Source organism: Mycobacterium sp. (assembly GCF_965229265.1).
In the GTDB taxonomy this organism is placed as follows: domain Bacteria; phylum Actinomycetota; class Actinomycetes; order Mycobacteriales; family Mycobacteriaceae; genus Mycobacterium.
On record NZ_CBDDIY010000011.1, the window covers coordinates 307,832 to 332,476 of the forward strand.

At 68.2% G+C, this 24,645-nt stretch carries 25 protein-coding genes; 15 read left to right on the forward strand and 10 right to left on the reverse strand.

Features of this window, described 5'->3' with window-relative positions; genetic code table 11:
- Positions 1-19: 19 nt before the first annotated feature.
- Complete coding sequence (locus ADBZ9K_RS13955; protein WP_526621430.1) at positions 20-1,648, reverse strand: acyl-CoA carboxylase subunit beta; 1,629 nt, start codon at positions 1,646-1,648, stop codon at positions 20-22.
- Positions 1,649-1,735: 87 nt separating this feature from the next.
- Between ADBZ9K_RS13955 and ADBZ9K_RS13960 the strand changes: the two genes are divergently transcribed.
- A complete protein-coding gene (locus tag ADBZ9K_RS13960) occupies positions 1,736-2,254 on the forward strand; it encodes a PH domain-containing protein (RefSeq protein WP_526621432.1) in 519 nt (172 codons plus the stop codon).
- On the opposite strand, the gene ADBZ9K_RS13965 is transcribed toward ADBZ9K_RS13960, so the two are convergent.
- The gene (locus tag ADBZ9K_RS13965; RefSeq protein ID WP_526621434.1) at positions 2,209-2,874 is read right to left on the reverse strand and encodes a GtrA family protein; all 666 of its coding nucleotides are present in this window, start codon (positions 2,872-2,874) and stop codon (positions 2,209-2,211) included. The genes ADBZ9K_RS13960 and ADBZ9K_RS13965 overlap by 46 nt on opposite strands.
- A gap of 57 nt (positions 2,875-2,931) precedes the next feature.
- Between ADBZ9K_RS13965 and ADBZ9K_RS13970 the strand changes: the two genes are divergently transcribed.
- From ADBZ9K_RS13970 to ADBZ9K_RS13980, 3 genes are read left to right on the forward strand one after another with little or no spacing between them, the layout of a single operon-like run.
- Positions 2,932-4,140, forward strand: a complete 1,209-nt coding sequence (locus ADBZ9K_RS13970; protein WP_526621436.1) for a 5-(carboxyamino)imidazole ribonucleotide synthase — start codon at positions 2,932-2,934, stop codon at positions 4,138-4,140.
- Positions 4,133-4,636: a 5-(carboxyamino)imidazole ribonucleotide mutase gene (gene purE / locus ADBZ9K_RS13975; RefSeq protein ID WP_526621438.1), complete on the forward strand. Its 504-nt coding sequence runs from the start codon at positions 4,133-4,135 to the stop codon at positions 4,634-4,636. Before ADBZ9K_RS13970 ends, purE begins: the two co-directional genes overlap by 8 nt.
- Before the next feature lie 42 nt (positions 4,637-4,678).
- On the forward strand, positions 4,679-5,839 hold the full coding sequence (locus ADBZ9K_RS13980; protein ID WP_526621440.1) for an acyl-CoA dehydrogenase: 1,161 nt from the start codon (positions 4,679-4,681) through the stop codon (positions 5,837-5,839).
- Here ADBZ9K_RS13980 and ADBZ9K_RS13985 read toward each other — a convergent pair.
- From ADBZ9K_RS13985 to ADBZ9K_RS14000, 4 genes are read right to left on the reverse strand one after another with little or no spacing between them, the layout of a single operon-like run.
- On the reverse strand, positions 5,836-6,639 hold the full coding sequence (locus ADBZ9K_RS13985; protein WP_526621442.1) for a biotin--[acetyl-CoA-carboxylase] ligase: 804 nt from the start codon (positions 6,637-6,639) through the stop codon (positions 5,836-5,838). The genes ADBZ9K_RS13980 and ADBZ9K_RS13985 overlap by 4 nt on opposite strands.
- Entirely contained in the window at positions 6,620-7,603 is a 984-nt protein-coding gene (locus ADBZ9K_RS13990; protein ID WP_526621444.1) for a cation efflux transmembrane domain-containing protein, read from the reverse strand. The genes ADBZ9K_RS13985 and ADBZ9K_RS13990 overlap by 20 nt, the downstream gene beginning before the upstream one ends.
- Before the next feature lie 43 nt (positions 7,604-7,646).
- Positions 7,647-8,345, reverse strand: coding sequence for a TIGR03089 family protein (locus ADBZ9K_RS13995; protein WP_526621445.1), 699 nt, complete (start codon positions 8,343-8,345; stop codon positions 7,647-7,649).
- Positions 8,345-9,841, reverse strand: a complete 1,497-nt coding sequence (locus tag ADBZ9K_RS14000) for an LCP family protein (protein WP_526621447.1) — start codon at positions 9,839-9,841, stop codon at positions 8,345-8,347. Before ADBZ9K_RS14000 ends, ADBZ9K_RS13995 begins: the two co-directional genes overlap by 1 nt.
- A 67-nt stretch (positions 9,842-9,908) precedes the next feature.
- On the opposite strand from ADBZ9K_RS14000, the gene rfbD reads away from it, so the two are divergent.
- From rfbD to ADBZ9K_RS14020, 4 genes are all read left to right on the forward strand, one after another.
- Entirely contained in the window at positions 9,909-10,787 is an 879-nt protein-coding gene (gene rfbD / locus ADBZ9K_RS14005) for a dTDP-4-dehydrorhamnose reductase (protein WP_526621449.1), read from the forward strand.
- A complete protein-coding gene (locus ADBZ9K_RS14010; RefSeq protein ID WP_526621451.1) occupies positions 10,784-11,671 on the forward strand; it encodes a glycosyltransferase family 2 protein in 888 nt (295 codons plus the stop codon). Before rfbD ends, ADBZ9K_RS14010 begins: the two co-directional genes overlap by 4 nt.
- Positions 11,668-12,753 carry a mannose-1-phosphate guanylyltransferase ManB gene (gene manB / locus ADBZ9K_RS14015; RefSeq protein WP_526621453.1) on the forward strand — a complete coding sequence of 362 codons (1,086 nt, stop codon included), beginning with the start codon at positions 11,668-11,670 and terminating at the stop codon, positions 12,751-12,753. The genes ADBZ9K_RS14010 and manB overlap by 4 nt, the downstream gene beginning before the upstream one ends.
- Before the next feature lie 107 nt (positions 12,754-12,860).
- Entirely contained in the window at positions 12,861-13,769 is a 909-nt protein-coding gene (locus ADBZ9K_RS14020; RefSeq protein ID WP_526621455.1) for a PDDEXK-like endonuclease domain-containing protein, read from the forward strand.
- A gap of 17 nt (positions 13,770-13,786) precedes the next feature.
- On the opposite strand, the gene ADBZ9K_RS14025 is transcribed toward ADBZ9K_RS14020, so the two are convergent.
- Genes ADBZ9K_RS14025 through cofD form a run of 3 tightly spaced genes read right to left on the reverse strand, consistent with a single transcriptional unit; the run spans position 13,787 to position 16,670 of the window.
- Positions 13,787-14,326 (reverse strand): NUDIX hydrolase, encoded by a 540-nt coding sequence (locus ADBZ9K_RS14025; RefSeq protein WP_526621456.1) that lies wholly within the window; start codon positions 14,324-14,326, stop codon positions 13,787-13,789.
- Entirely contained in the window at positions 14,323-15,672 is a 1,350-nt protein-coding gene (locus ADBZ9K_RS14030) for a coenzyme F420-0:L-glutamate ligase (RefSeq protein WP_526621458.1), read from the reverse strand. Before ADBZ9K_RS14030 ends, ADBZ9K_RS14025 begins: the two co-directional genes overlap by 4 nt.
- On the reverse strand, positions 15,669-16,670 hold the full coding sequence (cofD, locus tag ADBZ9K_RS14035; protein ID WP_526621460.1) for a 2-phospho-L-lactate transferase: 1,002 nt from the start codon (positions 16,668-16,670) through the stop codon (positions 15,669-15,671). The genes ADBZ9K_RS14030 and cofD overlap by 4 nt, the downstream gene beginning before the upstream one ends.
- A 298-nt stretch (positions 16,671-16,968) precedes the next feature.
- Here cofD and ADBZ9K_RS14040 point away from each other — a divergent pair, with 298 nt between their 5' ends.
- Positions 16,969-17,319 carry a WhiB family transcriptional regulator gene (locus tag ADBZ9K_RS14040; RefSeq protein ID WP_526621462.1) on the forward strand — a complete coding sequence of 117 codons (351 nt, stop codon included), beginning with the start codon at positions 16,969-16,971 and terminating at the stop codon, positions 17,317-17,319.
- 11 nt (positions 17,320-17,330) lie between these two features.
- Here the strand turns inward: ADBZ9K_RS14040 and ADBZ9K_RS14045 are convergent, their stop codons facing one another.
- Positions 17,331-17,753, reverse strand: a complete 423-nt coding sequence (locus ADBZ9K_RS14045) for a metallopeptidase family protein (RefSeq protein ID WP_526621464.1) — start codon at positions 17,751-17,753, stop codon at positions 17,331-17,333.
- A 162-nt stretch (positions 17,754-17,915) separates the two neighbouring features.
- On the opposite strand from ADBZ9K_RS14045, the gene ADBZ9K_RS14050 reads away from it, so the two are divergent.
- The 6 genes from ADBZ9K_RS14050 to ADBZ9K_RS14075 all read left to right on the forward strand — a co-directional run bounded on the left by ADBZ9K_RS14050 (position 17,916) and on the right by ADBZ9K_RS14075 (position 24,625).
- Positions 17,916-18,344 carry a DUF3499 family protein gene (locus ADBZ9K_RS14050; protein ID WP_526621466.1) on the forward strand — a complete coding sequence of 143 codons (429 nt, stop codon included), beginning with the start codon at positions 17,916-17,918 and terminating at the stop codon, positions 18,342-18,344.
- A gap of 78 nt (positions 18,345-18,422) precedes the next feature.
- A complete protein-coding gene (locus tag ADBZ9K_RS14055) occupies positions 18,423-19,814 on the forward strand; it encodes a phosphomannomutase/phosphoglucomutase (protein ID WP_526621467.1) in 1,392 nt (463 codons plus the stop codon).
- Positions 19,811-20,887 carry a TobH protein gene (locus tag ADBZ9K_RS14060; RefSeq protein WP_526621469.1) on the forward strand — a complete coding sequence of 359 codons (1,077 nt, stop codon included), beginning with the start codon at positions 19,811-19,813 and terminating at the stop codon, positions 20,885-20,887. The genes ADBZ9K_RS14055 and ADBZ9K_RS14060 overlap by 4 nt, the downstream gene beginning before the upstream one ends.
- A 7-nt stretch (positions 20,888-20,894) precedes the next feature.
- The gene (gene manA / locus ADBZ9K_RS14065; RefSeq protein WP_526621471.1) at positions 20,895-22,121 is read left to right on the forward strand and encodes a mannose-6-phosphate isomerase, class I; all 1,227 of its coding nucleotides are present in this window, start codon (positions 20,895-20,897) and stop codon (positions 22,119-22,121) included.
- A gap of 14 nt (positions 22,122-22,135) precedes the next feature.
- Positions 22,136-23,056, forward strand: a complete 921-nt coding sequence (locus tag ADBZ9K_RS14070; protein ID WP_526621473.1) for a cation diffusion facilitator family transporter — start codon at positions 22,136-22,138, stop codon at positions 23,054-23,056.
- 93 nt (positions 23,057-23,149) lie between these two features.
- Positions 23,150-24,625: an amino acid permease gene (locus ADBZ9K_RS14075; RefSeq protein ID WP_526621475.1), complete on the forward strand. Its 1,476-nt coding sequence runs from the start codon at positions 23,150-23,152 to the stop codon at positions 24,623-24,625.
- The last annotated feature ends 20 nt before the right edge of the window (positions 24,626-24,645 follow it).

The following is a 24,645-nucleotide window of genomic DNA, read 5'->3' on the forward strand; positions in this document are numbered from 1 at the left end:
TTCGCTGCGCTCTCTCGACTCACAGCGGAATGTTCCCGTGCTTCTTCGGCGGTACCTGGGCGATCTTGCGTTCCAGCAGCCGCAGCGCGGTGGAGATGTAGCCGCGGGTGTGCGACGGCGGGATCACCGCGTCGACATAGCCGCGCTCGGCGGCGATGTAGGGGTTCACCAGGGTGTCCTCGTAGTCCTGCTGCAGTTCCAGCCGCAGGGCGTCGACATCCTCGCCGCTCTTGGCCGCCTCGGTGAGCTGCTTGCGGTAGACGAAGCCGACCGCACCCGAGGCGCCCATCACCGCGATCTGCGCGGTCGGCCAGGCGACGTTGACGTCGCAACCCATGTCTTTGGAGCCCATGACGCAGTAGGCGCCGCCGTAGGCCTTACGGGTGATGACGGTGATCTTGGCGACGGTGGCCTCACCGTAGGCGTACAACAGCTTCGCGCCGCGCCGGATGATGCCGTTGAACTCCTGCTCGGTACCCGGCAGGAAGCCCGGCACGTCGACCAGCATCACGATCGGGATGTTGAAGCAGTCGCAGGTCCGGATGAACCGGGCGGCCTTCTCCGAGGCGTTGATGTCCAGGCAGCCGGCGAACTGGGTGGGCTGGTTGGCCACGATGCCGACGGGACGGCCGTCGATCCGGCCGAACCCGACGATGATGTTCTGCGCGTACCCGGCCTGAACCTCGAGGAACTCATCGTCGTCGAGGATGCGGGTGATCACCTCGTGCATGTCGTACGGCTGGTTCGGCGAGTCCGGGATCAGCGTGTCCAGCTCGAGATCCTCGTCGGTGAGGCTCTCTTCGATGGCACCCGGATGCGGCGGGGCGGGGTAGCGCGGCGGCTCGGCGTAGTTGTTCGGCGGCAGGTAGCTCAGCAGGTCACGGACGTAGTCCAGGGCGTCCTGCTCGCCGGAGGCGACGTAGTGCACGGTGCCCGACTTGGCCATGTGGGTGTGGGCGCCGCCCAGCTCCTCCATGGTGACGTCCTCGCCGGTGACGGTCTTGATGACGTCCGGACCGGTGATGAACATCTGGCTGGTCTGGTCGACCATGATGACGAAGTCGGTCAGCGCGGGGGAGTAGACGTGACCGCCGGCCGCCGCACCCATGATCAGCGAGATCTGCGGGATCACGCCGGAGGCCTTGATGTTGTTGTGGAAGATCCGGCTGTAGAGGCCGAGCGAGACCACACCCTCCTGGATGCGGGCGCCCGCGCCGTCGTTGATGCCGATCAGCGGGCGGCCGGTGGTGATGGCCAGCTCCTGGACCTTGACGATCTTCTCGCCGTAGACCTCACCGAGGCTGCCGCCGAACACGGTGGCGTCCTGGCTGAACAGGCAGACCTCGCGGCCGTCGATGGTGCCGTAGCCGGTCACCACACCATCGCCGACCGGCCGGTTCTCGGCCAGCCCGAAGTTGGTGCTGCGGTGCCGGGCCAGCGCGTCGAGCTCGACGAAGGAGCCCTCGTCGAGCAGCGCCAGAATGCGTTCCCGGGCGGTCAGTTTGCCCTTGGCGTGGACCTTGTCCACGGCGGCTTCGCCCACCGGGTGTAGCGCCTCCTCGGAGCGCTTGCGGAGGTCAGCCAGCTTGCCGGCCGTCGTGTGGATGTCGATCGTGTGCTCAGCCGCCGGCTCGGTAACGCTCGTCATGGGTGACGATGGTATCGGCAACCTTAAGGAGCCGCTAAGGGCACCGGCTGTCTTGTGTTCCGGCGCGTCGTGCCGTAGGGAATGACCATGGGTTATCCCGACAACGTGCTGGCCGACGACGAGCAGGTCGTCCTGCACCGGCATCCGCATTGGAAAAGGCTGGTCGGTCCGGTCCTGGTGCTGTTGATCACCACCGCGGCGGCGGCGTTCGTGTCGGCGTTGGTCAACAACACCAGCTGGGATCCCACCGCCAAGAAGGTGCTCTTCGGCGTGATCGCCGCGATCTGGGCGATCCTGGTCGGCTGGCTGACGCTGTGGCGCTTCTTGTCATGGCTGACAACGCATTTCGTCATCACCGACCGGCGGGTGATGTTCCGGCACGGCCTGCTGACCCGCTCGGGTATCGATATCCCGCTGGCCCGCATCAACAGCGTCGAGTTCCGGCACGGCCTGTTCGACCGGATGCTGCGGACCGGCACCCTGATCATCGAATCGGCGAGCCAAGATCCCCTGGAATTCCACGACATTCCCCGCGTGGAACGGGTGCACTCACTGCTGTATCACGAAGTCTTCGACACCTTGGGCTCGGAGGAGTCGCCCAGCTGACGCTCGCCCGCCTGATTTCTGGCGCGACGGCGCCGCAGCGGGGTGACGGTACCGCCGGCTTCGTACTCGTCTTCCATCGCCTCGGCGAAGCCGCCGCCGGTGAGCGTGGACTCCAGCGCCTTGTCGTGGCTGGGGCCGAGTTCGTCGGGGAATACCCAGCGCCGGAACGCCCAGAATCGGAACGCCATCTGCAGCAGGTTGCCGACGATGTAGGCCGAGACGAAGTCGGCGATGTTCTCGATGGTGAGCGAGACGTGCGGCACCCGCAGTTCCAGCACATAGCTGGAGAACCACAGCGGGGCCATGCTCAACAACACGCCCACGCCACTGAACGCGAAGAACAGCAGTGCTTCGTGGCTGCGTTCGCGGCCGCCGCGGTTGCGGAAGCTCCATTCGCGGTTGAGCACGTAGGACGCGATCACCGCGACGATGCCGGAGATGACCTTGGCGGTCACCGGTTTGGGCTCGAGAATGGTCAGCTTGAGCGTGTAGAAGATCGCGGAGTCGATGACGAACGTGGTCGCACCGACGATCGCGAACTTGATGAGCTCGTGATGCCGCTCGGCGAAGGGCCGGATCGGCCGGGGGAGCCGAGCGATCGTGGCATCAGCAAAAGACACAAGGATGAAGTCTACGGAAATGGCCGCTGGTGTGCGTAGCCGCGCAGGTCTGACACCATGAGGGCCGTGTCGAACAGCCCCAGATCTCCCATCGTCGCCATGATCGGCGGCGGGCAGTTGGCCCGGATGACCCACCAAGCGGCGATCGCCCTCGGGCAGAGCCTGCGGGTCCTGGCCGTCAGCCCCGATGACCCGGCCGCCCAGGTAACCCCCGACGTGGTCCTTGGTGCCCACACCGACCTCGACGCGCTGCGCCGCGCGGCCGCCGGTGCCGGCGCGCTGACCTTTGACCACGAGCATGTGCCGACCGAGATGCTCGACACGCTGGTCGCCGAGGGGGTGGCGGTTTACCCGCCGCCCGAAGCCTTGGTACACGCCCAGGACAAGCTGGTGATGCGCCGCAAACTGGAGTCGCTGGGCGCGCCGATCCCGCGATTCACCGCCGTCGCCGGTGTCGACGACGTCGACGCCTTCGCCGAGCTCGTCGGCGGCCCGGTAGTGGTCAAGACGGTCCGTGGCGGCTACGACGGCCGCGGGGTGGTGCTGACCCGCGATCTCACGCACGCCCGCGAGGTGGTCGCCGGATATCTGGCCGACGGGGTCGCGGTGCTGCTCGAGGAGCGGGTCTCGATGCGCCGTGAGCTCTCGGCGTTGGTGGCCCGCTCGCCGTTCGGCCAGGGCGCCGCCTGGCCGGTGGTGGAAACGGTGCAGCGCGACGGCATCTGCGTGACCGTGCTGGCACCGGCGCCCGGCCTGTCCGATGAGCTGGCCGGTAAAGCCGAACAACTCGGATTGCGGCTGGCCGCCGAGCTGGGTGTCGTCGGAGTCCTCGCGGTCGAGCTGTTCGAGACCGTCAATGGCACGCTGCTGGTCAACGAGCTGGCGATGCGTCCGCACAACTCCGGGCACTGGACCATGGATGGCGCGGTCACCAGCCAGTTCGAGCAACATCTGCGGGCGGTGCTGGACTACCCGCTCGGCGACACCAGGCCGCTGGCCCCGGTGACCGTGATGGCCAACGTGCTGGGGGCGCCGCACGCGCCGGCGATGGGCCTCGACGAGCGGCTGCACCACCTGTTCGGCCGGATCCCCGAGGCGAAGGTCCACCTGTACGGCAAGGCCGAGCGCCCCGGCCGCAAGGTCGGGCACGTCAACATCGTCGGGTGTGATGTTCGAGACGTCGACCGGGTGCGTGAACGGGCCGAGCGGGCGGCACACTGGTTGTCGCACGCGCAGTGGACCGACGGATGGGATACGCATGCCTGAACCGAGGGTGGGCGTGATCATGGGCAGCGACAGCGACTGGCCCGTGATGGAGGCCGCCGCCGAGGCGCTGGCCGAGTTTGACGTCGCGTTCGAGGTCGGCGTGGTCTCGGCGCATCGCACGCCCGGGCGGATGCTCGACTACGCGCGCACCGCGGCGGCGCGCAACATTCAGGTGATCATCGCCGGTGCGGGCGGGGCGGCCCATCTCCCGGGGATGGTGGCCTCGGCCACGGCACTGCCGGTGATCGGGGTTCCGGTGCCGCTAGCCAAGCTCGACGGGCTCGACTCGCTGCTGTCGATCGTGCAGATGCCCGCGGGTGTTCCGGTGGCCACCGTGTCGATCGGCGGCGCGCGCAACGCCGGCCTGCTGGCCGTGCGGATCCTGGGTGCGTCGGACGCGGCGCTGCGCAAGCGCATGGAGGCGTTTCAGGATGACTTGGAAGCCCTGGTACTGGAGAAGGATCGGGCACTGCGGGAGCGATTACTCGGTGAGTGAAGTCCCGAGTTAAAGTTACCGCTGAGTAGCAAGGAGAGTGTGATGGCGGGAAATCCGGATTTCGACGTGTTCAAGTTGCCCGAGGAACACGACGAGTTGCGGGCGGCGATTCGGGCGTTGGCGGAGAAGGAGATCGCTCCCCATGCCGCCGACGTCGACGAGAACTCCCGATTCCCGCAGGAAGCCCTCGATGCGTTGAACGCGTCGGGTTTCAACGCGGTGCATGTGCCCGAGGAGTACGGCGGTCAGGGTGCGGATTCGGTGGCCGCATGCATCGTCATCGAGGAGGTGGCCCGGGTCGACGCGTCGGCGTCGCTGATCCCGGCGGTGAACAAGCTGGGCACGATGGGCCTGATCCTGCGTGGCTCGGAGGAGCTGAAGAAGAAGGTGCTGCCCGCCATCGCCTCGGGCGAGGCGATGGCGTCCTATGCGCTGTCCGAGCGCGAAGCCGGCAGTGATGCCGCGTCGATGCGGACCCGTGCCAAGGCCGACGGGGACGACTGGATCCTCAACGGCGCCAAGGCGTGGATCACCAACGGCGGCAAGTCGTCCTGGTACACGGTGATGGCGGTGACCGATCCGGACAAGGGTGCCAACGGTATTTCGGCGTTCATGGTGCACATCGATGACGAGGGTTTCGTCATCGGGCCCAAGGAGCGCAAGCTCGGGATCAAGGGTTCCCCGACCACGGAGTTGTACTTCGAGAATTGCCGGATCCCGGGGGACCGGATGATCGGTGATCCCGGTACCGGGTTCAAGACGGCGTTGGCGACGTTGGATCACACCCGCCCGACTATTGGTGCGCAGGCCGTCGGCATCGCGCAGGGCGCTCTGGACGCGGCGATCGCATACACCAAGGACCGCAAGCAGTTCGGCACGTCGATCTCGACTTTCCAGGGCGTGCAGTTCATGCTCGCCGATATGGCGATGAAGGTCGAAGCTGCCCGGCTGATGGTGTATTCGGCGGCCGCCCGGGCCGAGCGTGGTGAACCCAACCTCGGGTTCATCTCGGCGGCCTCGAAGTGCTTTGCCTCCGATGTCGCCATGGAGGTCACCACCGATGCAGTGCAGTTATTCGGCGGTGCCGGCTACACCGTGGACTTCCCGGTGGAGCGGATGATGCGCGACGCCAAGATCACCCAGATCTATGAAGGCACCAACCAGATTCAGCGCGTGGTGATGAGCCGCGCACTACTGCGTTAGTCCGCGGGCCGCAGGTGGGTGATATCGCCCGCTGATACCGTCACGGGCTCGGATCCGGTATCCAGGACGAGGCGTCCCTGGTCGTCGACTTCCGTTGCAGTGCCGATGATCTCGCGATTACCCGGCAGGATCGCCCGGACCCGGCTGCCCAGCGTCAGGCTGCGCTGTCGGTAGTCGGCCGCCAGGGCGGGATCGGATCCCTTGACGGTCTGCCAGCGGTGGATACGGGTGGTCAGCTCCCGCAGGATCGCCCCGGCCAGAGCATCGCGGTCGAGCATCGTCGCGCCCAGCATCTGCAGTGAGGTGGCCCGAGGGTCGGGAGCCTCCTCGGGGGTCAGGGTGACGTTGAGCCCGAGGCCCACCACGATCACCGGGTCCGGCGCGGCTACCTCGGCCAGGATGCCGGCCAGCTTGCCGCTTCCCAGCAGAACGTCGTTGGGCCACTTCAGACCCGCCTCAACACCAGTGGCGGCGCCGATCGCATCGACGAGCGCCACGCCGGTGAGCAGCGGCAGCCAACCCCACTCCTCGGTCGGCACGGCGTCGGCGGCGACCCCGATCGACAGGGCGATCTGCGAGCCCGCGGGAGCCGACCAGCTGCGCCCGTTGCGGCCCCGCCCGGCGCTTTGGTGTTCGGCGAGCAGCACCACACCACGGATGTCCTCACCCCTGGCGTGGCGTGCCAGCAGGTCGGCATTCGTCGATCCGGTCTCGGCGACGACGTCGATACGCCGCAGCGGGCCTGCGGGGCCGGCGAGTTCGCCGCGCACGGCGGTCAGGTCAAGTGGTGGGCGTCGCATGAATAGGGAACTTACTGAACACCAGAGTGAGCCGGAGCGGCCCGATGCGGTTGCGCAGTTCCTCATACGTGCGCGCCCGCAGCTCGTCTTGCTCCTGCACGGTCATCGTGCCGGTGTAGGCCACCCGCAGGTCCACCTCGGTGGCCTTGCCCCTGCTGATCGCCAGCACGTCGATCAGGGTCAGCTCATGGTCGAGTTCGTCGGCGTGCTCGTCGGAGACGGCGGTGATCGCCGCCCGCACCGCGGCGTCGAGGGCGGGGTCGGCCCGGCGTCCGGACAGGCGCCCGAACTCGAGGCGGATCTGCCGGATCGGTTCGCCCACCAACAGGGCGCACAGGATCAGCACGATGATGCTGTCGGCGATGTCCTTGATGTTGAAGCTCTCCGAGGTGAGGAAGGTGCCCTCCGGGAGGACCGCGACGACGATCAGCGAGGCGCAGATCCCGCCGCTGATGAGGGCCTCCATCTTCGCGGCGGTGGCCTCGACCCGCAGCAGGGCCGACGCTCCGTTCACCGAGCGGTTGTTGTGCTCGTGGTTCCACTTGAGGCCGAAGCAGATCAGCACACACGCGGCGGTGTAGACCGCGGCCACCCCGAACTCCGGCTCGCTGCCCTGCCGGGTGATCAGATACTCGATCACCTTCACCGAGTTGGTCACCACACCCACGATCACCACACCGAGGATCATCAGCGACCGGAACAACGCGTAGAGGTTCTCCAACGCCAAACGCCCGTAGGGGCTTTCGGCATCGGGTGGCTTGGCCGAGGTGACCGCGAGCCGCGCCGCGATGAATGCGGCGGCCGCGTTGATCAACGAAATGACGCCGTCGAGCTGGGTGGCCGACACCCTGGTGATGGCATACACGGCGAAGCCCAGCACCGCCAGGCCGATCATCGTGACCATGTAGGTGTAGAGGCTGCGCCGCTCGGCGCGAAGGACCGCTGCCTCCGAGGCGTCTGTCATGGGCGTCAGCCTAACGGCTGCGTTGGGCCGCCACCGGGGCAGCTCAGGCCAGGTCCCGGGTCACCTTTTCGGTGTCCCGCCGCCGGTCTTGAACGGCGGGATCGGGGTTGGCCACCTGTACCAGTGACGCACCGGCGACGTACACCGCCAGCAGGTTGTCGACGATCTCGTCGGGGGTGGACCACGGCAGCGACGACATCACCCGGTCACCGGCCGCCAGGCCGGACGTGCGCGCCGAGGCCAGCACGTCGTCGACGGACCGCCCGGCCAGCGCCGGCCCAGGGTGGGCCTCCGGGACGTACTGGTCACCGTGCACCCGCACCGCGGTCGCGTAATCGGTCACGCCGATCGGCAGATCGGGCGCCGGCTTGCCGAACGGGTCCAGCGACAGCACCGCGACCTCACCACCGGCCGCCGCGGCGTCGGCCTCGTCGAGCCGCTGCGCGGTGCACAACGCGAGGTCGGCGGGGCCGTCGAGCACCACCTCGGCGCCAATCCACCACACGCCCAGCAGCACCGCCGCCGTCTGCCAGTGCGCCGGCAGCAACACCGCGACCCGGGTACCCGGCCCAGCGCCGAGCTCGTCGCGTAACAGGTTGGCCGTCTTGGCCGCCCAGTTGGCCAGCGTCACGGTCGACAGCTCGATGCGCTCGCCGGTCGCGTCGTCGTAGTAGGTGATCCGCGGCCCCATTGGGTCGGCGCGCAGCAACGGATCCAGCACCGCGGCAGTCAGATTGGTCATCAGTTGACGCACTTGGGGTCATCTGACCCGGCCGTGATGATCGGTGAGGGCGGCGGGGGTACGCCATCGCCGGCCTGCCCGGCCGCCTGGTCCACCGTCGCCGAGGTCGGCAGGGTGCCCTCCAGGCCGGAGCCGGGCCCGCTGTAGTCGCTGGACAGCACCACCCGCACGGTCCCGGCGGGAATCGAGCCGTCGGCCACCACGGGCAGCCCCCCGAGCTCCTTGGCCACGGCCTGGGCGCCGAGGTCGTCTTCCTTGGCGGCCTGCACCTGGCTCTTGGCCACGTGGTCCTTGTCGTTGTTACCGACGTCGCCGGCACCAAAGCCCTTGGCGGTCAGCGCTTCCGACACCGCACTGGCCAGGCCATTGATGTCGGTGTCGTTGATGACGTCGGCCTTGGTCTGCTCCGGTGAGTAGGCGATCTTCTCGGTCTTGCCCTCGTCCTGGTCGTGCAGCAGGCTGGCCACCCACGCCTGTACCTGAGCCGGGTCGACCCGGACCACCGACTGCATCCCGTCGTCGCTCCAGCCGGCCTCGTCGAGCACCGGGATGGTGGCGAAGGCCACGTTGCCGCCCGCGAGGTTCTCGAGCTGCTTGATGAAGTCCATGATGTCCCAGCCCGCGGAGATGACGACCGACCGCTGGATCGCGTCCTGTAGCCGGTTTAGGGTTGCGGGGCTGGTCAACGTCTTGCTCGAAATGACCTGGTGGGCAAGTTGAGCCATCACCACCTGCTGGCGCACCACCCGGTCCAGATCGCCGCGGGGCAGGTCGTGGCGCTGCCGCACGAAGCTCAGAGCCTGTGGCCCGTTGAGCTTCTGCCAGCCTGCCGGGAAGTCGGCACCAGAAAGTGGTTCGTAGACAGCGTCTTTCAAGCACACGTCGACGCCACCGAGGGCGTCGGTGATCAGCGCGAAGCCCAGCAACCCGATCTCGGCGTAGTGGTCGACGGTGACTCCGGTCAGGTCGGCGACGGTCTTGATCAGTGCCTCCCGGCCAGCCTCCACCGCCTTGGGCTCGGCCTCGGCGGGGTCCATGCCCTGCTGCTCGACCAGCTCCTTCATCGTCTCCAGCTTCACCTGGCCGTAGACGCCGTTGATCTTCGTCTTGTCCAGGCCCGGCGCCTTGACGTAGGAGTCCCGGGGGATCGAGATCGCCGTCGCCGACTTCCCGTTGTTGGGGATGCGGACCAGGATGATCGTGTCGGTGTTGGTCGACACGTCGTCGCCGGCGTGCAGGGTGGCCAGCTCGTCCTCGGACAGCGGGTTGCCGTGCGCATCGGTGCGGCTGTCCATCCCCACCAGCAGGATGTCGATGGCACCGTCGTCGCCACCACCGCCGCCGAGCGCGGATGTGCTCATGTGGAAGATGCCGTTCTCGAACGAACGGATCTTGCCCCACGCCACGCCAGTGCCGACCATCACCGCCACGGCGATGATCGCGAGCACGGTACGAGCCACCCGCCGCGGGGCGGTACTCGCATCGGTGTCAGGCATCAGCCCAGGCTACTGGCGAGACGGGCGCATACCCGGTAGCCGAAACCGGCGTGCCAGACTCGTCCTTGTGCCAGCGAGGATCGTGATCACCGGTGCCGGCGGCCAGGTCGGAAGGTTTCTTGCTGGTGAGGCGGGCCGGCGGGGCTACGAAGTCAGCGCGCTGACGCACCGCCAGTGGGACATCACCGATCCGGCCGCGGCGCAACGGTTCGTCGCCGCGGGGGACCTGGTGGTCAATTGCGCGGCGCTGACCAACGTCGACGATGCCGAGGAAAACCCGGATGCCGCCAACGCGATCAACGTCGCCGGCCCGGAGCACATCGCGCACGCCTGCGGCCGAGTCGGCGCCCAGTTGGTGCACATTTCCACCGATTACGTCTTCGGCGGTGAGCAACGTCACCCCTACGACGTCGGTGACCAGACCGGGCCGCTGAATGTGTACGGCCGGACCAAGCTCGCCGGTGAGCTCACCGTGCTGGCGGCGCTGCCCGATGCCACCATCGTGCGGACCTCCTGGGTGTACACCGGCGGCGACGGCAACGACTTCGTGGCCCTCATGCGGCGGCGGGCCGGCACGGCGGACACCGTCGAGGTCGCCGACGACCAGACCGGTTCGCCCACCTACGTCAAAGACCTGGTCGATGCCCTATTCGAGGTCGGTACGGGCCGGATCCGAGAGCCGATCCTGCACGTGGCAAACGACGGTGCGTGCAGCCGCTTCGAGCAGGCCCGCGCGGTGTTCGAGGAACTGGGTGCCGACCCGCAGCGGGTCCGGCCGGTAGGTTCCGCACAGGTGGCCCGCCGCGCCCCTCGCCCGGTGTATTCGGCACTGTCGATGGCAACGTCGGTGCGGGCCGGGTTGAGCGCGCCGCGGCCGTGGCGGGTGGCGTTGGCCGAGGCGCTTGCCCAACCCGTCGGTGGCGGACAGTTACCCTCTACGCCGTGACGTCGAGCCGCCCCCTGACCGTGGTGACGGTGACGTATTCGCCCGGCTCGCATCTGGATCGCTTCCTGTCGTCGCTGACCGTGGCCACCGACCGGCCACTGACGGTGGTGATGGCCGACAACGGTTCGACCGACGGGACCCCCGAAGAAGCCGTTGACCGCTACCCGGGCACTCAACTCCTGCGCACCGGCGGCAACCTCGGCTACGGCAGCGCCGCCAACCGCGGGGTGGCCACCGCACCCGACGGCGACGAGTTCGTGCTGGTGGCCAACCCCGACGTGGTGTGGGGGCCGGGCAGCATCGATGCGCTGCTGGCCGCGGCCGAGCGCTGGCCGCGCGCGGGCACGCTGGGGCCGTTGATCCGCGATCCCGACGGGGCCGTCTATCCCTCGGCGCGGCACCTGCCCAGTCTCATCCGCGGCGGCATGCACGCGGTGGTCGGGTTCGTCTGGAAGTCGAACCCATGGACCAAGGCCTACCGCCAGGAGTACCTCGAGCCGACGGAACGCCCGGTGGGCTGGTTGTCGGGATCCTGCCTGTTGGTGCGCCGGGCCGCGTTCGACGAGATCGGCGGCTTCGACGAGCGGTACTTCATGTACATGGAAGACGTCGACCTGGGCGAGCGGCTGGGTCGGGCGGGATGGCTCAACGTGTACGTGCCCTCGGCGGAGATCCTGCACGACAAGGGACACTCCACGGGCCGCGATCCGGCGACCAACCTGCGGGCACATCACGAGAGCACCTACATTTATCTATCGGACCGCCATTCTGGCTGGTGGCGGGCGCCGCTTCGATGGACGATGAAGGGCGCGCTGAAGGTTCGGTCGCGTGCGGCGGTGCGCAAGTCCCGGCGTGAGCTGGCGAAAGGGTTGGAGAGCCGGTGAGTGAAGTCGATGCCTCCAAGGTCGATGCCGTTGTTCTCGTCGGGGGTAAGGGCACCCGGCTGCGGCCATTGACGCTGTCGGCGCCCAAGCCGATGCTGCCCACCGCGGGGCTGCCGTTCCTGACCCACCTGCTGTCCCGGATCGCCGAGGCCGGCATCGAGCACGTCATCCTCGGCACGTCCTACAAGGCCGCGACGTTCGAATCGGAGTTCGGCGACGGGTCCAAGCTGGGGCTGCAGATCGAATACGTCACCGAGGAACATCCGCTGGGCACCGGCGGCGGCATCGCCAACGTGGTGCCGAAACTGCGCCACGACACCGTGATGGTGTTCAACGGTGACGTCCTGTCCGGGATGGACCTGCGGGCGATGTTGGCCAGCCACCGGGACTCGCAGGCCGATCTGACCCTGCACCTGGTGCGCGTCAGCGACCCGCGGGCGTTCGGTTGCGTGCCCACCGACGTCGACGGCCAGGTGCAGGCGTTCCTGGAGAAGACCGAGGACCCGCCGTCGGATCAGATCAACGCCGGTACCTATATCTTCCGGCGCGAGATCGTCGAGCGGATACCGCGCGGGCGTGAGGTGTCGGTGGAGCGCGAGGTGTTCCCGGCGCTGCTCGCCGACGGGGTGAAGGTGTGCGGCTTCGTCGATTCCAGCTACTGGCGCGACATGGGCACACCGGAGGACTTCGTGCGCGGCTCGGCCGATCTGGTGCGTGGCATCGCGCCGTCGCCGGCGCTGGGCGGGCGCCGCGGCGAGAGCCTGGTGCACGATGGCGCCTCGGTGGCCCCCGGTGCCGTCCTCATTGGTGGGACGGTGGTGGGCCGCGGCGCCGAGATCGGGCCAGGTGTCCGCCTCGACGGTGCGGTCGTCTTCGACGGGGCCCGCATCGAGGCCGGTTCGGTGGTGGAGCGCTCGATCATCGGCTCCGGTGCCCGGATCGGCCCGCGGGCGTTGATCCGCGACGGCATCATCGGCGACGGCGCCGACATCGGTGCGCGTTGTGAGTTGCTGCGCGGCGCGCGGGTGTGGCCTGGGGTGCTGATCCCGGATTGCGGGATCCGCTACTCGTCGGACATCTAGTTCCTAGGGCCACCTCGAGTGGCCAGTTGATGCACGCATTTCGCTCGAACTCGTGTCATAAGTGGCCGCTCGTGGAGCATGTCGGTGTGCCATGTCAGGGTCCCGTCATGGCTGTTCTCGACGCACCGTTTCGCGGATCGGCGGCGATGGCCGCGGGTCTGGTGAGCCGGCGGGCCCTGGTGCGCGACTACCGCGCTGTACACCGTGACGTCTACCTACGACGCGACCTCGAGTTGACGCCCGTCGTCAGGGCCAAGGCGGCCTGGGCGTGGTCGGGGCAGTCGGCGACCGTCGCCGGGCTGTCGGCGGCAGCGCTGCTCGGTTCCCGGTGGATCGACGATCACCACCCCGCCGAGTTGGTGCGCCGCAACGGTAAACCGGTGGCCGGCATCCTGATTCATCGCGACGAACTGGTCGCGGACGAGAGCTGCCGTATCGATGGGATGGCGGTGACTACGCCGGCCCGAACTGCCTTCGATCTGGGTCGGCGGGGTGCCGTTGACGGCGCTGTTGTTGTTCTCGATGCGCTCGCTAACGCCACCGGGCTCCGCCGAGAGGACGTCGGCGTGCTGATCGAGCGCCACCGCGGCGCCCGCGGCGTGACCCAGCTACGCCGGGTGCTCGACCTGCTTGACGGCGGCGCGGAGTCGCCCCAGGAGACCCGCACCAGGCTGGTTCTGGTCCGCGCGGGACTGCCGACGCCCACGACGCAGATCACGGTCTTCGACGACTTCGGCCATCCGATAGCGCGGGTGGACATGGGGTGGAAGCACTGGCGGGTGGGCGTGGAGTTCGACGGCGCCCAGCATTGGACCGACCCTGTGCAGCGAACACGCGACATCAATCGGCTGGCGGAGTTGGAGGGGTGTGGTTGGCGCATCATCCGGGTCAGCGGCCAACTGCTGCGTCATGCCCCCGCTGTGGTCGTCGACCGGGTGGTGGCGGCGCTGATCGCTGCCGGCTGCCCCCTCGAGTGGCCAGCTGATGCACACATTTCGCTCGAACTCGTGTCATAAGTGGCCGCTCGGGTCAGTCAGCGCCGGCCGCGGCCGACGGCAACCAGGTGGGCCACCGCGTCATCGATGCCTTCGGGCAGCGCGTCAGCCGGCCACCAGCGCAGATCCAGCGACTCGTCGCTGATCGCGATGACGGCATCGGCCGGGGCCCGGGCGATGAACTGCAGATCCAGGTGCCGCGTCGGTACACCCAGCGAGCAGGTGAGTGCGTGGACGTGGATCGCGCCCAGCGCCGCATCGATGTGCAAGCCGTCGATCCCGGACTCTTCGGTCGCCTCCCGCATGGCCGCCGCGACGATGTCGGTATCGGCGGGCTCGCAGTGTCCGCCGAGCTGTACCCAGCGGCCCAGCCGCGGGTGCAGGGTGAGCAGCACCTGATTGCCGGAGTCGGAGACCACCAGCGCCGATGCGGTGATGTGGCCTGGCACGCAGGCCCGTTCACAGGCGTCAGTACGCGCGTACAAGAATGCCAGCACCGCCTGGCGCAGCGCGTCCTGGCAGGCGTCGGGGGCCTGCCAGTCCGTCAACAACTCGATGGCCGAATCCCGCACGCTCATCGGCGCACCAGCAGGTCGCCAACCGGCGCCGGGTCGCGCGGCCCGGGCGCCTCGGTGGGATAGCCGATTGCGACCGCGCCCAGCGGCTCCCAGTCGGCGGGCAGGTCGAGGACCTCGCGCACCAGGTCCGGCGCGAAAATCGTCGAGCCGATCCAGCAGCTGCCAACGTCCCGCACGGCCAGCGCGACCAGCAATGCCTGCACCGCGGCGCCGACGGCAACGGTGAACATGGTGTGCTCGGCGTCGGTGCGGGCCGCGTCCGGATAGCTGTGGGCGCCCTCGGGCACCAGGAACGGGATGACGACCTCCGGTGCGTCGTAGAGAATCTGGCCGCGGGCCACCCGCCGCTCGACGGCCTCGGCCGGCTTTCCGTCGGCGGTCAGGTCGTCGCGCCAGGCCCGCTTCATCGCATCCAGCAGTGCGGTGCGCCGGTCGCGATCGGCCAGCCAGACGAAGCGCACCGGCCTGGTGTGGTGTGGCGCCGGGGCGGTGAGAGCCTCGGCGACGGCCTGCTCGATCAGTGCCGGGTCGACCGGCTCCGGTGCAAACCGGCGTACCGACCGGCGCAGCAGCTGGGCCTGGCGGCGGCCGAGTTCGATCGACTCGGCGGTGCCCAGCCAGAACAGATCGTCCTCGCCGCTGCGCACCAGCCGCGCCGCCGTCGATCCGTCATCGTTGAGATCCAGCCCGCGCACCACCGCGACCGGCACCGCGGTCAGCTTGCCCTTGACCAGGTCTGCGGCGGCGGCGATTTCGTCGGCGACGGCGACCTCGGTGACCAACAGCTCATTGCCGTGGGTGTCGACGGCGCCGGCGTAGCCGTACAGGACCGGCAACCCAGCGGAGCCGATCGCGGCATCGGTCTGCCCGTTGCGCCAGGCGCGCCCCATCGTGTCGGTGATGAGCACCCCGACCTCGACGCCCAGGCGCTCTCGAAGCGCCGCGCGAAGTCCTGCCGCGCTGGCGTCGGGATCGACCGGAAGCAACGCCAATTCGGTCGTTCCGACGTTCGAGCCGTCGACACCGGCGGCGGCCTGCACGATGCCGTTGCGGTTCTCGGTGATCAGCGTACGGCCCTTGCGGGCCAGTACCCGTACCGCTTCATCGTCGATAATGCTGCGCCGCAGTGCATCTCGCTCATCGGGGTCGGCGGGCGCTGCCACGATGCGACCCTCGCACTTGGAGACGACCTTGCTGGTGATCACCACGATGTCGCCGTCGCGCAGCCAGGGCGCGGCGGTGGCCAGGGTTTCGGCCAGATCGTTGCCGGGCCGGAATTCGGGAAGGCCGGTGACGGGCAGGATTTCGACGGGTGCGGCGCTGCCGTGCTCGAAGCCGGGGCTCACCACGTCACGCCTGCCAGTTCGAGCCCGGCCCGCACCATCTCGGCGGTGGCGGCGGGGTCGGACATCAGCAGCGGGATCGGCTTCACCGTCACCCCGGGGATGTCGGCGTGGTCGCCTTCGGAGATCAGCCAGTAGTCCAGGATCCCGGTGGCCGACCGCGCACCGAAGTGATGTCCGACGGCCTGCGACGAGGTGTCGACGCCGATCACCGACAGGCAGTCGTCGGCCATCCCGCGCAACGGCTTTCCGCCGATGATGGGGGAGTAGGCGATCACTGGGGCCGGAGTGGAGCGCAGCGCAGAGCGGATTCCCGGGATTGCCAGGATCGCACCGATACTCACTACCGGGTTCGACGGAGCCAGCATCACCACGTCGGCGTCGCTGATCGCGTCGACGACTCCGGGCCCGGCCGTGGCGTTTTCAGATCCGACGAACGCGAAGCTGTGGGTGCTTACCTTGGCTCGGTAGCGGACCCACCACTCCTGGAAATGAATGGCCTTGCGATCGCCGGTTTCCGGATCGTCGATCACGACATGGGTTTCACAGCGGTCGTCGCTGGCCGGCAGCAGCGCAGCGCCCGGGGACCAGCGCGCGCACAACGCCTCGGTCACCTGGGACAGCGGGTATCCGGCGCGCAGCATCTGACTGCGCACCAGATGCGTGGCCAAATCGCGGTCGCCCAAACCAAACCAGTCCGGCTGCACGCCGTAGGCGGCGAGTTCCTCTTTGGCGTTCCAGGTCTCGTTGCGATGGCCCCAGCCGCGTTCGGGATCTATGCCACCGCCGAGGGTGTACATGCACGTGTCGAGATCGGGGCAGATGCGCACGCCGTGCATCCAGGCGTCGTCGCCGACGTTGACCACGGCCGTCAGCGCGTGATCAAGATCGCCTGCGGCTGCGGATATCTGGCCGGCGAACTGGCCCAGCCCGAGCAATCGTTGCACGCCCAGCAGGAAGCGAGCGCCCCCGACGCCGCCGACCAGAACGGTGATCTTCACACCGTCCGACACTAGGCGGTCGGGCGATTGGAGGATGCATGCGGTCACGATCGCGTCACCGACAAGACACGCCGGTGCATCGACTCGCCGAATTGTCCGAGGAAAGTGGTATTGAATTCTGTTCGATCGCTTGACCGGGCAGGCGCGGACGTGTCTAATCACATCAGTGTCATTTCCCGGTCGACCTGCCGGTTTCGGTGTCGCAGACCGTGATTCGACCAGGTGTTCGAATGAGTTGGGGCGCACTTCAATAGTGGGCGATATGCAGGTATCTACGAAACCAGGTGAGGAGGCGGAAATGTCCTATGAACACCTAATCGGCGCGATCGGGGCGCCGCATACCATTACCGGCTCGCAGAGCATGGGGGTAACGGCGCGCGCTCACCTGAGTTTGGTGCCTGACCCCATCGACGCGACGGCCGAACCAGACGAAGACCAGTGGCAGGAACGCGCGCTGTGCGCGCAGACCGACCCGGAGGCCTTCTTTCCCGAGAAGGGTGGCTCCACCCGGGAGGCCAAGCGCATCTGCTTGGGCTGCGAGGTGAAGGACGCGTGCCTCGACTACGCCCTGGCCCACGATGAGCGCTTCGGCATCTGGGGCGGGCTCTCCGAGCGGGAGCGCCGCCGCCTCAAGCGCGGCATCATCTAGCGCTGGCTGGCTCAGTCTTCTTCGAGGCTCGGGTCGATCACCGACGGTTCGACCCCAAGATAGGTGGCCACCTGAGCCACCAGAATGTCATGCAACAGATCAGTCAAATCGATCGAGTCTTTGGCTCGACGTTCAATAGGCTTGCGAAACAACACTATTCGCGCCCGCGTGGAGTTACCGCGAACGTCGACCCCGGCCGGGATCAGCCTGGCCAGTGCGATCGGCCCGTCGGCCACCACTTCGGCCGGCCACTGCACGCTGTGCGGATCCTTCGGCGCGATCCGGGGAATCTCGTCGACGGCGACATCCAGACCGGTGAGCCGTTGCTGCCAGCGGCGCTCGATCGGTTCGTAGGCTTCGAGCACCGCCATGTCGAACCGCTCCGCCCGGCTGCGCCACCCCGGCACCGTCGGCGGCAACAGCGGCCCGCGCATCTCACGCCCTCGGCGGGTGCCCGCGCCGCCACCGGCCCGGCCACCTCGCCGGGAGCTGCGGGAATCGGCCACGGCAGTGATCGTAACGGTTGGGAATCGGCGGCCCGGCGGCTGCGCGTGTCCGGCAGTCACCTGTGAATGAACCGCGATAGCCTCACGGGCGTGAATGTTCCCCGTCGCTGCTGCCGGCCCGGGTGCCCCCATTATGCGGTGGCGACGCTGACGTTCGTCTATTCCGATTCCACCGCCGTCGTCGGCCCGCTGGCCACGACCCGTGAGCCGCATTCCTGGGACCTGTGCGTCGGACACGCCAACCGGATCACCGCGCCACTGGGCTGGGACCTCGTTCGCCACGCCGGCCCGCTACCGGAGTATCCCGATGAAGACGATCTGGTCGCCCTGGCCGACGCCGTCCGGGAGGGCCGCGATCCGGTGACGGTCCGCCCGCCGGTGGCCGGATTCTCTGATCCCGGCGCGGCGGCACACGCTCCCGCCGCCGGAACCCCGATCATGCCGGCGGCCGCGCACCGGCCCACCACCGCCGGCCGGCGCCGTGGACACCTGCGCGTACTGCCAGACCCGACCGACTGAGCCGATAGGACGCCCGTACCGGCGCGTCGAAACAGATAGGCTGGCGGCCAAGAGTCCCTCTCGGTCAGGAGATCAGCCATGCCCAGGCCCGCCGCCGCGGTCCGCCGTGTGATCAAGGCATACGACGTGCGTGGCCTGGTCGGCGAGGAACTCGACGCAGACTTCGTCGCCGACGTCGCCGCCGCGTTCGCCCGGCTTATCCGCAGGGAGGGCGGCGACCGGGTGGCGGTCGGCCACGATATGCGGGATAGCTCGCCGGCGCTGGCCACAGCGTTCGCCGACGGGGTCGCCGCCCAGGGGCTGGACGTGGTCCGCATCGGGCTGGCATCCACCGACCAGTTGTACTTCGCCTCCGGGTACCTGAACTGTGCGGGCGCGATGTTCACCGCCAGCCACAACCCGGCTGCGTACAACGGCATCAAGCTGTGCCGGGCCGCGGCCCTGCCGGTCGGCGAGGACACCGGGCTGGCGGTGATCCGCGACGAGGTGATCGCCGGTGTTCCCGCCTACGACGGTCCGCATGGGCAGATCCACGATCAGGATGTGCTCGCCGAATACGGCGATTACCTGCGCTCCCTGGTCAATATGAGCAAGCTGCGCCCGCTGCGGGTGGCCGTCGACGCCGGCAACGGCATGGCCGGACACACCGCACCCGCGGTGCTCGGGCCGATCCAGGCGCTGACGCTGCTGCCGTTGTACTTCGAACTCGACGGCTCGTTCCCCAACCACGAAGCCAATCCGCTGGAGCCGGCCAATCTGGTCGACCTGCAGAAGTTCGTCATCGACAGCGGCGCCGATATCGGGTTGGCCTTCGACGGTGACGCCGACCGCTGTTTCGTCGTCGACGAGCTGGGCAAGCCGGTCTCGCCGTCGGCGGTCACCGCACTGGTCGCGGGCCGAGAGCTCAACCGGGAGATCGGCGCCACGGTCATCCACAACCTGATCACCTCTCGGGCAGTGCCCGAGCTGGTCATCGAACGCGGCGGCACCCCGGTGCGTTCGCGGGTCGGGCACTCCTACATCAAGGCGTTGATGGCCGACACCGGCGCGATCTTCGGCGGTGAGCATTCCGCGCACTACTACTTCCGCGATTTCTGGGGTGCCGATTCCGGCATGCTGGCCGCGTTACACGTGCTGGCCGCGTTGGGCGAACAGGACCGGTCGCTGTCGGAGGTGATGGCCGACTACCACCGCTACGAGGCCTCCGGGGAGCTCAACTTCCGCGTCAACGACGCGCCGGCCTGCGTCGAGGCGGTGCTGAAATCCTATGGCAGCCAGATTGTTTCGTTGGATCACCTGGACGGCGTGACCGTCGACCTCGGCGGGGGTTCCTGGTTCAACCTGCGCACCTCCAATACCGAACCGCTGCTGCGTCTCAACGTCGAAGCCCGCACCACCGGCGAGGTTGACGAGATCGTGGCACGAGTGTCGCAGGACATTGCTGCCCTGCAGAGTGAGGCCGTGACGTGAGTGCCGCGCACGCGACAATCGATCTCGACGACACCGAGGGATTGCTCGACGCTGACCGCGACGGCTTGCTGCGCGCCGCGGCCACCGCCGGTGCTCAGGTGCGTGCCACCGCGGCCGCTGTTGCTGAGGGCGAGCTTGACTCGGTGGCCGGCGGCCACCGGCCCAGAACCGTGATCTGGGTGGGGGGCCGGGGAGCGGCCGAGAGTGCGGGCACCATACTGGCCGCCACCCTGGGCGGACTGGCGGGCGAGCCGATCGTGGTGGCCGCCGAGTCACCGCCCTGGATCGGGCCGCTCGACGTGCTCGTGGTGGCCGGCGACGATGCTGGCGACCCCGCCCTGGTGACCGCCGCCGCGACGGCCGTTCGTCGTGGGGCGCGCGTTGTCGTGGCCGCGCCGTACGAGGGGCCACTGCGCGATGCCACCGCCGGCCGCACCGCGGTGCTGGCGCCGCGGTTGTGGGCGCCCGACGAATTCGGCCTGTGCCGGTATCTGGCCGCAGGACTGGCCACCTTGCAGGCCGTCGACCCGGCGGTGCAGACCGACCTGTCCGGGTTGGCCGACGAACTTGACGCCGAGGCGCTCCGCAACAGCGCGGGCCGCGAGGTGTTCACAAACCCGGCAAAGGCGTTGGCCGAGCGGATGTCTGGGCGCCAGGTGGTGCTGGCCGGTGACTGCGCGCCCACCCTGGGCCTGGCTCGCCACGCCGCGGCGGTGCTGCTGCGGCTGGCCGGTCATGCGGTGTCGGCGGCCGGCCTGGCCGACGTTCTGGTGGCGTTACGCGGCGGCATGGCAAACCAATTCGGCGATCCGGTGGATTCGCTGTTCCACGACGAGGAGCTCGACGGTCCGCTACCCAGCCGGACCCGGGTGCTGGCACTGACCCTGGCCGCCGAGCGGCCGTTGGTCGCGGCGCGGGTCAGTGGTCTCGATGACGTGGACCTGGTTGGGGCCGAAGATGTGGGCGACGCCGGATCGGGTCCGGTGCCGGTCGGGGGGGTCGAACAACAATTGGCCACCTTGGCCGTGCGGCTGCAGATGGCCGCGGTTTATCTGAGATTGGTGGGGGGATAACTTCCCAGTGGAACTGCTACGAGGCGCGATACGCACCTACGCGTGGGGATCTCGCACGGCTATCGCGGAATTCACCGGACGACCGGCGCCGACCGCGCATCCCGAAGCCGAGCTGTGGCTGGGTGCCCATCCGGGCGATCCGGCCTGGCTGGACACCGGGGACGGGGAGACGTCGCTGCTAGAGGCCGTCCGTTCGGATCCCGAAGGCCAGCTCGGGCCGGCGGTGCGCGCCCGGTTCGGTGACGTGCTGCCCTTCCTGGTGAAGGTGCTGGCCGCCGACGAGCCGTTGTCGCTGCAGGCCCATCCCAGCGCCGAGCAGGCGGTCGAGGGTTACATCCGGGAGGACCGGCTCGGTGTTCCGCTCAATTCGCCGGTCCGCAACTACCGCGACCGCAACCACAAGCCGGAGTTGCTGGTGGCGCTGAGCCAATTCGAGGCGCTCGCCGGCTTCCGGACCGCGGCGGGTTCGGTCGAGCTGATGCGTGCCCTGGCGGTGCCGGCCCTCGAGCCGTTCATCGCGCTGCTGAGCGGCCAGCCCGACGCCGATGGCCTGCGTGCCCTCTTCACCACCTGGATCACCGCGCCACAACCCGATCTGGACGCGTTGATCCCCGCGGTGCTCGATGGCGCGGTGGACTATGTGCGTTCGGGGGCAACGGAGTTCGCGGCCGAAGCCAAGACGGTGCTGGAGCTGGGCGAACGGTACCCGGGTGATGCCGGCGTGCTGGCGTCGCTGTTGCTCAACCGGCTCAGCCTCGACCCTGGTGAGGCGATCTACCTGGCCGCGGGCAACCTGCACAACTACCTGCACGGGGTGGGCATGGAGGTGATGGCCAACTCCGACAACGTGCTTCGCGGTGGCCTGACTCCCAAGCACGTCGACGTTCCCGAACTGCTGCGGGTGCTCGACTTCACTCCGGCCGACGAGGCCACGCTGTACCCGAGCACGTACCGAGATGGCATCGAGTTGCGCTACGAGACGTCGGCCGTGGAGTTCGCGTCGTGCGTGCTGATGCTCGACGGAGACAACCTCGGCCACGAGATCGATGCCCCGTCCCGCCATGACGGTCCGCAGATCCTGGTGTGCACCGAGGGTTCGGTGGTGGTGCGCGCCAAGTCTGATGTGGTGACGTTGGACCGCGGGCGCGCGGCGTGGGTTGCCGCCGATGACGGGCCGATTCGGCTGGAGGCGAATGAGCCATCGAAGCTGTTCCGGTCTACGGTTGGCCTTTGACCAAGGAGGACCGAATGTCGACCGAGGGCAGTACCAAGGCGATCCTGGCCGCGCTGGCCGCCAACGCCGGCATCGCGGTCGCGAAGTTCGTCGGGTTTCTCATCACCGGTAGCTCCTCGATGCTGGCCGAGTCGGTGCACTCGGTGGCAGACACCTCCAACCAGGGGCTGCTGCTGTTCGGCCAGCGCCAGGCGCGCAAGGAGGCGGACAGCCTGCACCCGTTCGGGTATGGGCGCAGCCGGTACTTCTACTCGTTCGTCGTCGCCCTGGTGCTGTTCAGCCTCGGCTCGATCTTCGCCCTGTACGAGGGCTATCACAAGATCAGTCACCCCGAGTCGCTGACCTCACCGCTGGTGGCCGTCGCGATCCTGGTTGTGGCAATCGCGTTGGAAAGCTACAGCTTTCGCACCGCGATGGTGGAATCGCGTCCGCTCAAGGGCAACAGCAGCTGGTGGCAGTTCATCCGCCGGTCGCGCAACCCCGAGCTGCCGGTGGTTCTGCTTGAGGACACCGGCGCACTGATTGGTCTGGTCTTCGCGCTGCTCGGTGTCGGGCTGACGATGGTGACCGGCGACCCGGTGTGGGACGGTGTCGGCACCCTTCTGATCGGCGTGCTGCTCGGTGTCATCGCGGTGATCCTGATGGTCGAGATGCACAGCCTGCTGATCGGGGAGGGCGCCACCGCCGACGAGTCGCGGGCGATTCAGTCGGCGCTGGAGCAGACCCCGCACGTCGACCGGGTCATCCACCTGCGCACCCAGTACCTGGGCCCGGAGGAGATGCTGGTCGGGGCCAAGATCGCGCTGGCCGCCGATACCGACCTGGCCACGGTGGCGGCGACCATCGACAATGCCGAGGCCGCCGTTCGCGCGGCCGTCCCTGCCGCGCGCGTCATCTACCTGGAACCCGATCTCGATCGCGCGCTGGCGCGCTAGAACACTGCGCGGGTGGGCCCGTTTGGCTCGCCTGTCGACCTGCTCCCACGTAACCTGCTGCAACACCAGCTGGGCATACGAAGGGACGTGCAGATGACCCGCAACTGGCGGACGAAATCGGTGGAGCAGTCCATCCTCGACACCGATGAGCCCGGCACTCGGCTTCGCAAGGAGCTGACCTGGTGGGATCTGACGGTCTTCGGGGTCTCGGTGGTCGTCGGCGCCGGTATCTTCACCGTCACCGCCTCCACGTTCGGCAACATCACCGGCCCGGCCATCTCGGTGTCGTTCATCATCGCGGCGGTCACCTGCGGGCTGGCCGCCCTGTGCTACGCGGAATTTGCTTCGACATTGCCGGTCGCCGGCAGCGCCTACACCTTCTCCTATGCCACCTTCGGTGAGTTCACGGCGTGGATCATCGGGTGGGATCTGATCCTGGAATTCGCCATCGGCGCCGCGGTGGTGGCCAAGGGGTGGTCGAGCTATCTGGGCACCGTGTTCGGCTTCTCCGGCGGCGTCGTCGCCATCGGTCCGCTCAACTTCGACTGGGGTGCCCTACTGATCGTCGCGGTCGTCGCGACCCTGCTGGCGCTGGGCACCAAGTTGTCTTCCACCTTCTCCGCGGTCATCACCACCATCAAGGTGGCGGTGGTGGCGCTGGTCGTCATCGTCGGGGCGTTCTACATCAAGGCGTCGAACTACAGCCCGTTCATTCCGCCGTCGGACTCCGGGCAGGACGGTTCGGAAGTCGATCAGTCGGTTCTCTCGTTGCTCACCGGGGCACACGGTAGCCACTACGGCTGGTATGGCGTGCTGGCCGGCGCGTCGATCGTGTTCTTCGCGTTCATCGGCTTCGACGTGGTGGCGACGACGGCCGAAGAGACCAAGAACCCGCAGCGCGACGTCGCCCGGGGGATTCTGGCGTCGCTGGCGATCGTCACCGTGCTCTATGTCTCGGTATCGGTCGTGCTGTCGGGCATGGTCAGCTACACCGATCTTCGCGACTCCTCCGCCGGTGGCCACGCCAACCTCGCGACGGCATTCGCCATCAACGGCATCAGCTGGGCGGCCAAGGTGATCTCGATCGGTGCGCTGGCCGGACTGACCACCGTGGTGATGGTGCTGATCCTGGGGCAGTCGCGGGTGCTCTTTGCGATGTCGCGGGACGGGTTGTTGCCTCGCGGACTGGCCCGCACCGGGTCGCGGGGCACCCCGGTGCGCATCACCGTCCTCGTCGCGGTCCTGATCGCGGTCGCGGCGACGGTTTTCCCGATCGCCAAGCTCGAGGAAATGGTCAACGTCGGCACCCTGTTCGCGTTCGCGCTGGTGTCGGGGGGTGTGATCGTGTTGCGCCGCACCCGCCCGGACCTGGAGCGCGGCTTCCGGGTGCCGTTAGTGCCGGTGCTGCCCATCATCTCGATCGTCGCGTGCGCCTGGCTGATGCTCAATCTGACCGCGGTGACCTGGATCAGATTCGGGATCTGGATGGTCGTCGGGGTGGCCATCTATCTGCTCTACAGCCGACGGCACTCGGTGCTGGGGCAACGACAGGCGGGGGAGGCCGTCTGATTTACAAATTGCCATTGTTT

Bases quoted from the DNA above. Each gene is read 5' to 3' on its own strand.
- ADBZ9K_RS14000 (WP_526621447.1), bottom strand. From the start codon at position 9,841: ATGCCTGACACCGATGCGAGTACCGCCCCGCGGCGGGTGGCTCGTACC.
- ADBZ9K_RS14045 (WP_526621464.1), bottom strand. From the start codon at position 17,753: ATGCGCGGGCCGCTGTTGCCGCCGACGGTGCCGGGGTGGCGCAGCCGG.
- ADBZ9K_RS13985 (WP_526621442.1), bottom strand. From the start codon at position 6,639: ATGCGACGCCCACCACTTGACCTGACCGCCGTGCGCGGCGAACTCGCC.
- ADBZ9K_RS13970 (WP_526621436.1), top strand. From the start codon at position 2,932: ATGAGGGCCGTGTCGAACAGCCCCAGATCTCCCATCGTCGCCATGATC.
- ADBZ9K_RS14075 (WP_526621475.1), top strand. From the start codon at position 23,150: ATGACCCGCAACTGGCGGACGAAATCGGTGGAGCAGTCCATCCTCGAC.
- ADBZ9K_RS14025 (WP_526621456.1), bottom strand. From the start codon at position 14,326: ATGAGCGTGCGGGATTCGGCCATCGAGTTGTTGACGGACTGGCAGGCC.
- ADBZ9K_RS14040 (WP_526621462.1), top strand. From the start codon at position 16,969: ATGTCCTATGAACACCTAATCGGCGCGATCGGGGCGCCGCATACCATT.
- ADBZ9K_RS13955 (WP_526621430.1), bottom strand. From the start codon at position 1,648: ATGACGAGCGTTACCGAGCCGGCGGCTGAGCACACGATCGACATCCAC.
- purE (WP_526621438.1), top strand. From the start codon at position 4,133: ATGCCTGAACCGAGGGTGGGCGTGATCATGGGCAGCGACAGCGACTGG.
- ADBZ9K_RS14020 (WP_526621455.1), top strand. From the start codon at position 12,861: ATGGCTGTTCTCGACGCACCGTTTCGCGGATCGGCGGCGATGGCCGCG.
- ADBZ9K_RS13960 (WP_526621432.1), top strand. From the start codon at position 1,736: ATGGGTTATCCCGACAACGTGCTGGCCGACGACGAGCAGGTCGTCCTG.
- ADBZ9K_RS14055 (WP_526621467.1), top strand. From the start codon at position 18,423: ATGCCCAGGCCCGCCGCCGCGGTCCGCCGTGTGATCAAGGCATACGAC.
- ADBZ9K_RS13995 (WP_526621445.1), bottom strand. From the start codon at position 8,345: ATGACCAATCTGACTGCCGCGGTGCTGGATCCGTTGCTGCGCGCCGAC.
- ADBZ9K_RS14070 (WP_526621473.1), top strand. From the start codon at position 22,136: ATGTCGACCGAGGGCAGTACCAAGGCGATCCTGGCCGCGCTGGCCGCC.
- ADBZ9K_RS13990 (WP_526621444.1), bottom strand. From the start codon at position 7,603: ATGACAGACGCCTCGGAGGCAGCGGTCCTTCGCGCCGAGCGGCGCAGC.
- ADBZ9K_RS13980 (WP_526621440.1), top strand. From the start codon at position 4,679: ATGGCGGGAAATCCGGATTTCGACGTGTTCAAGTTGCCCGAGGAACAC.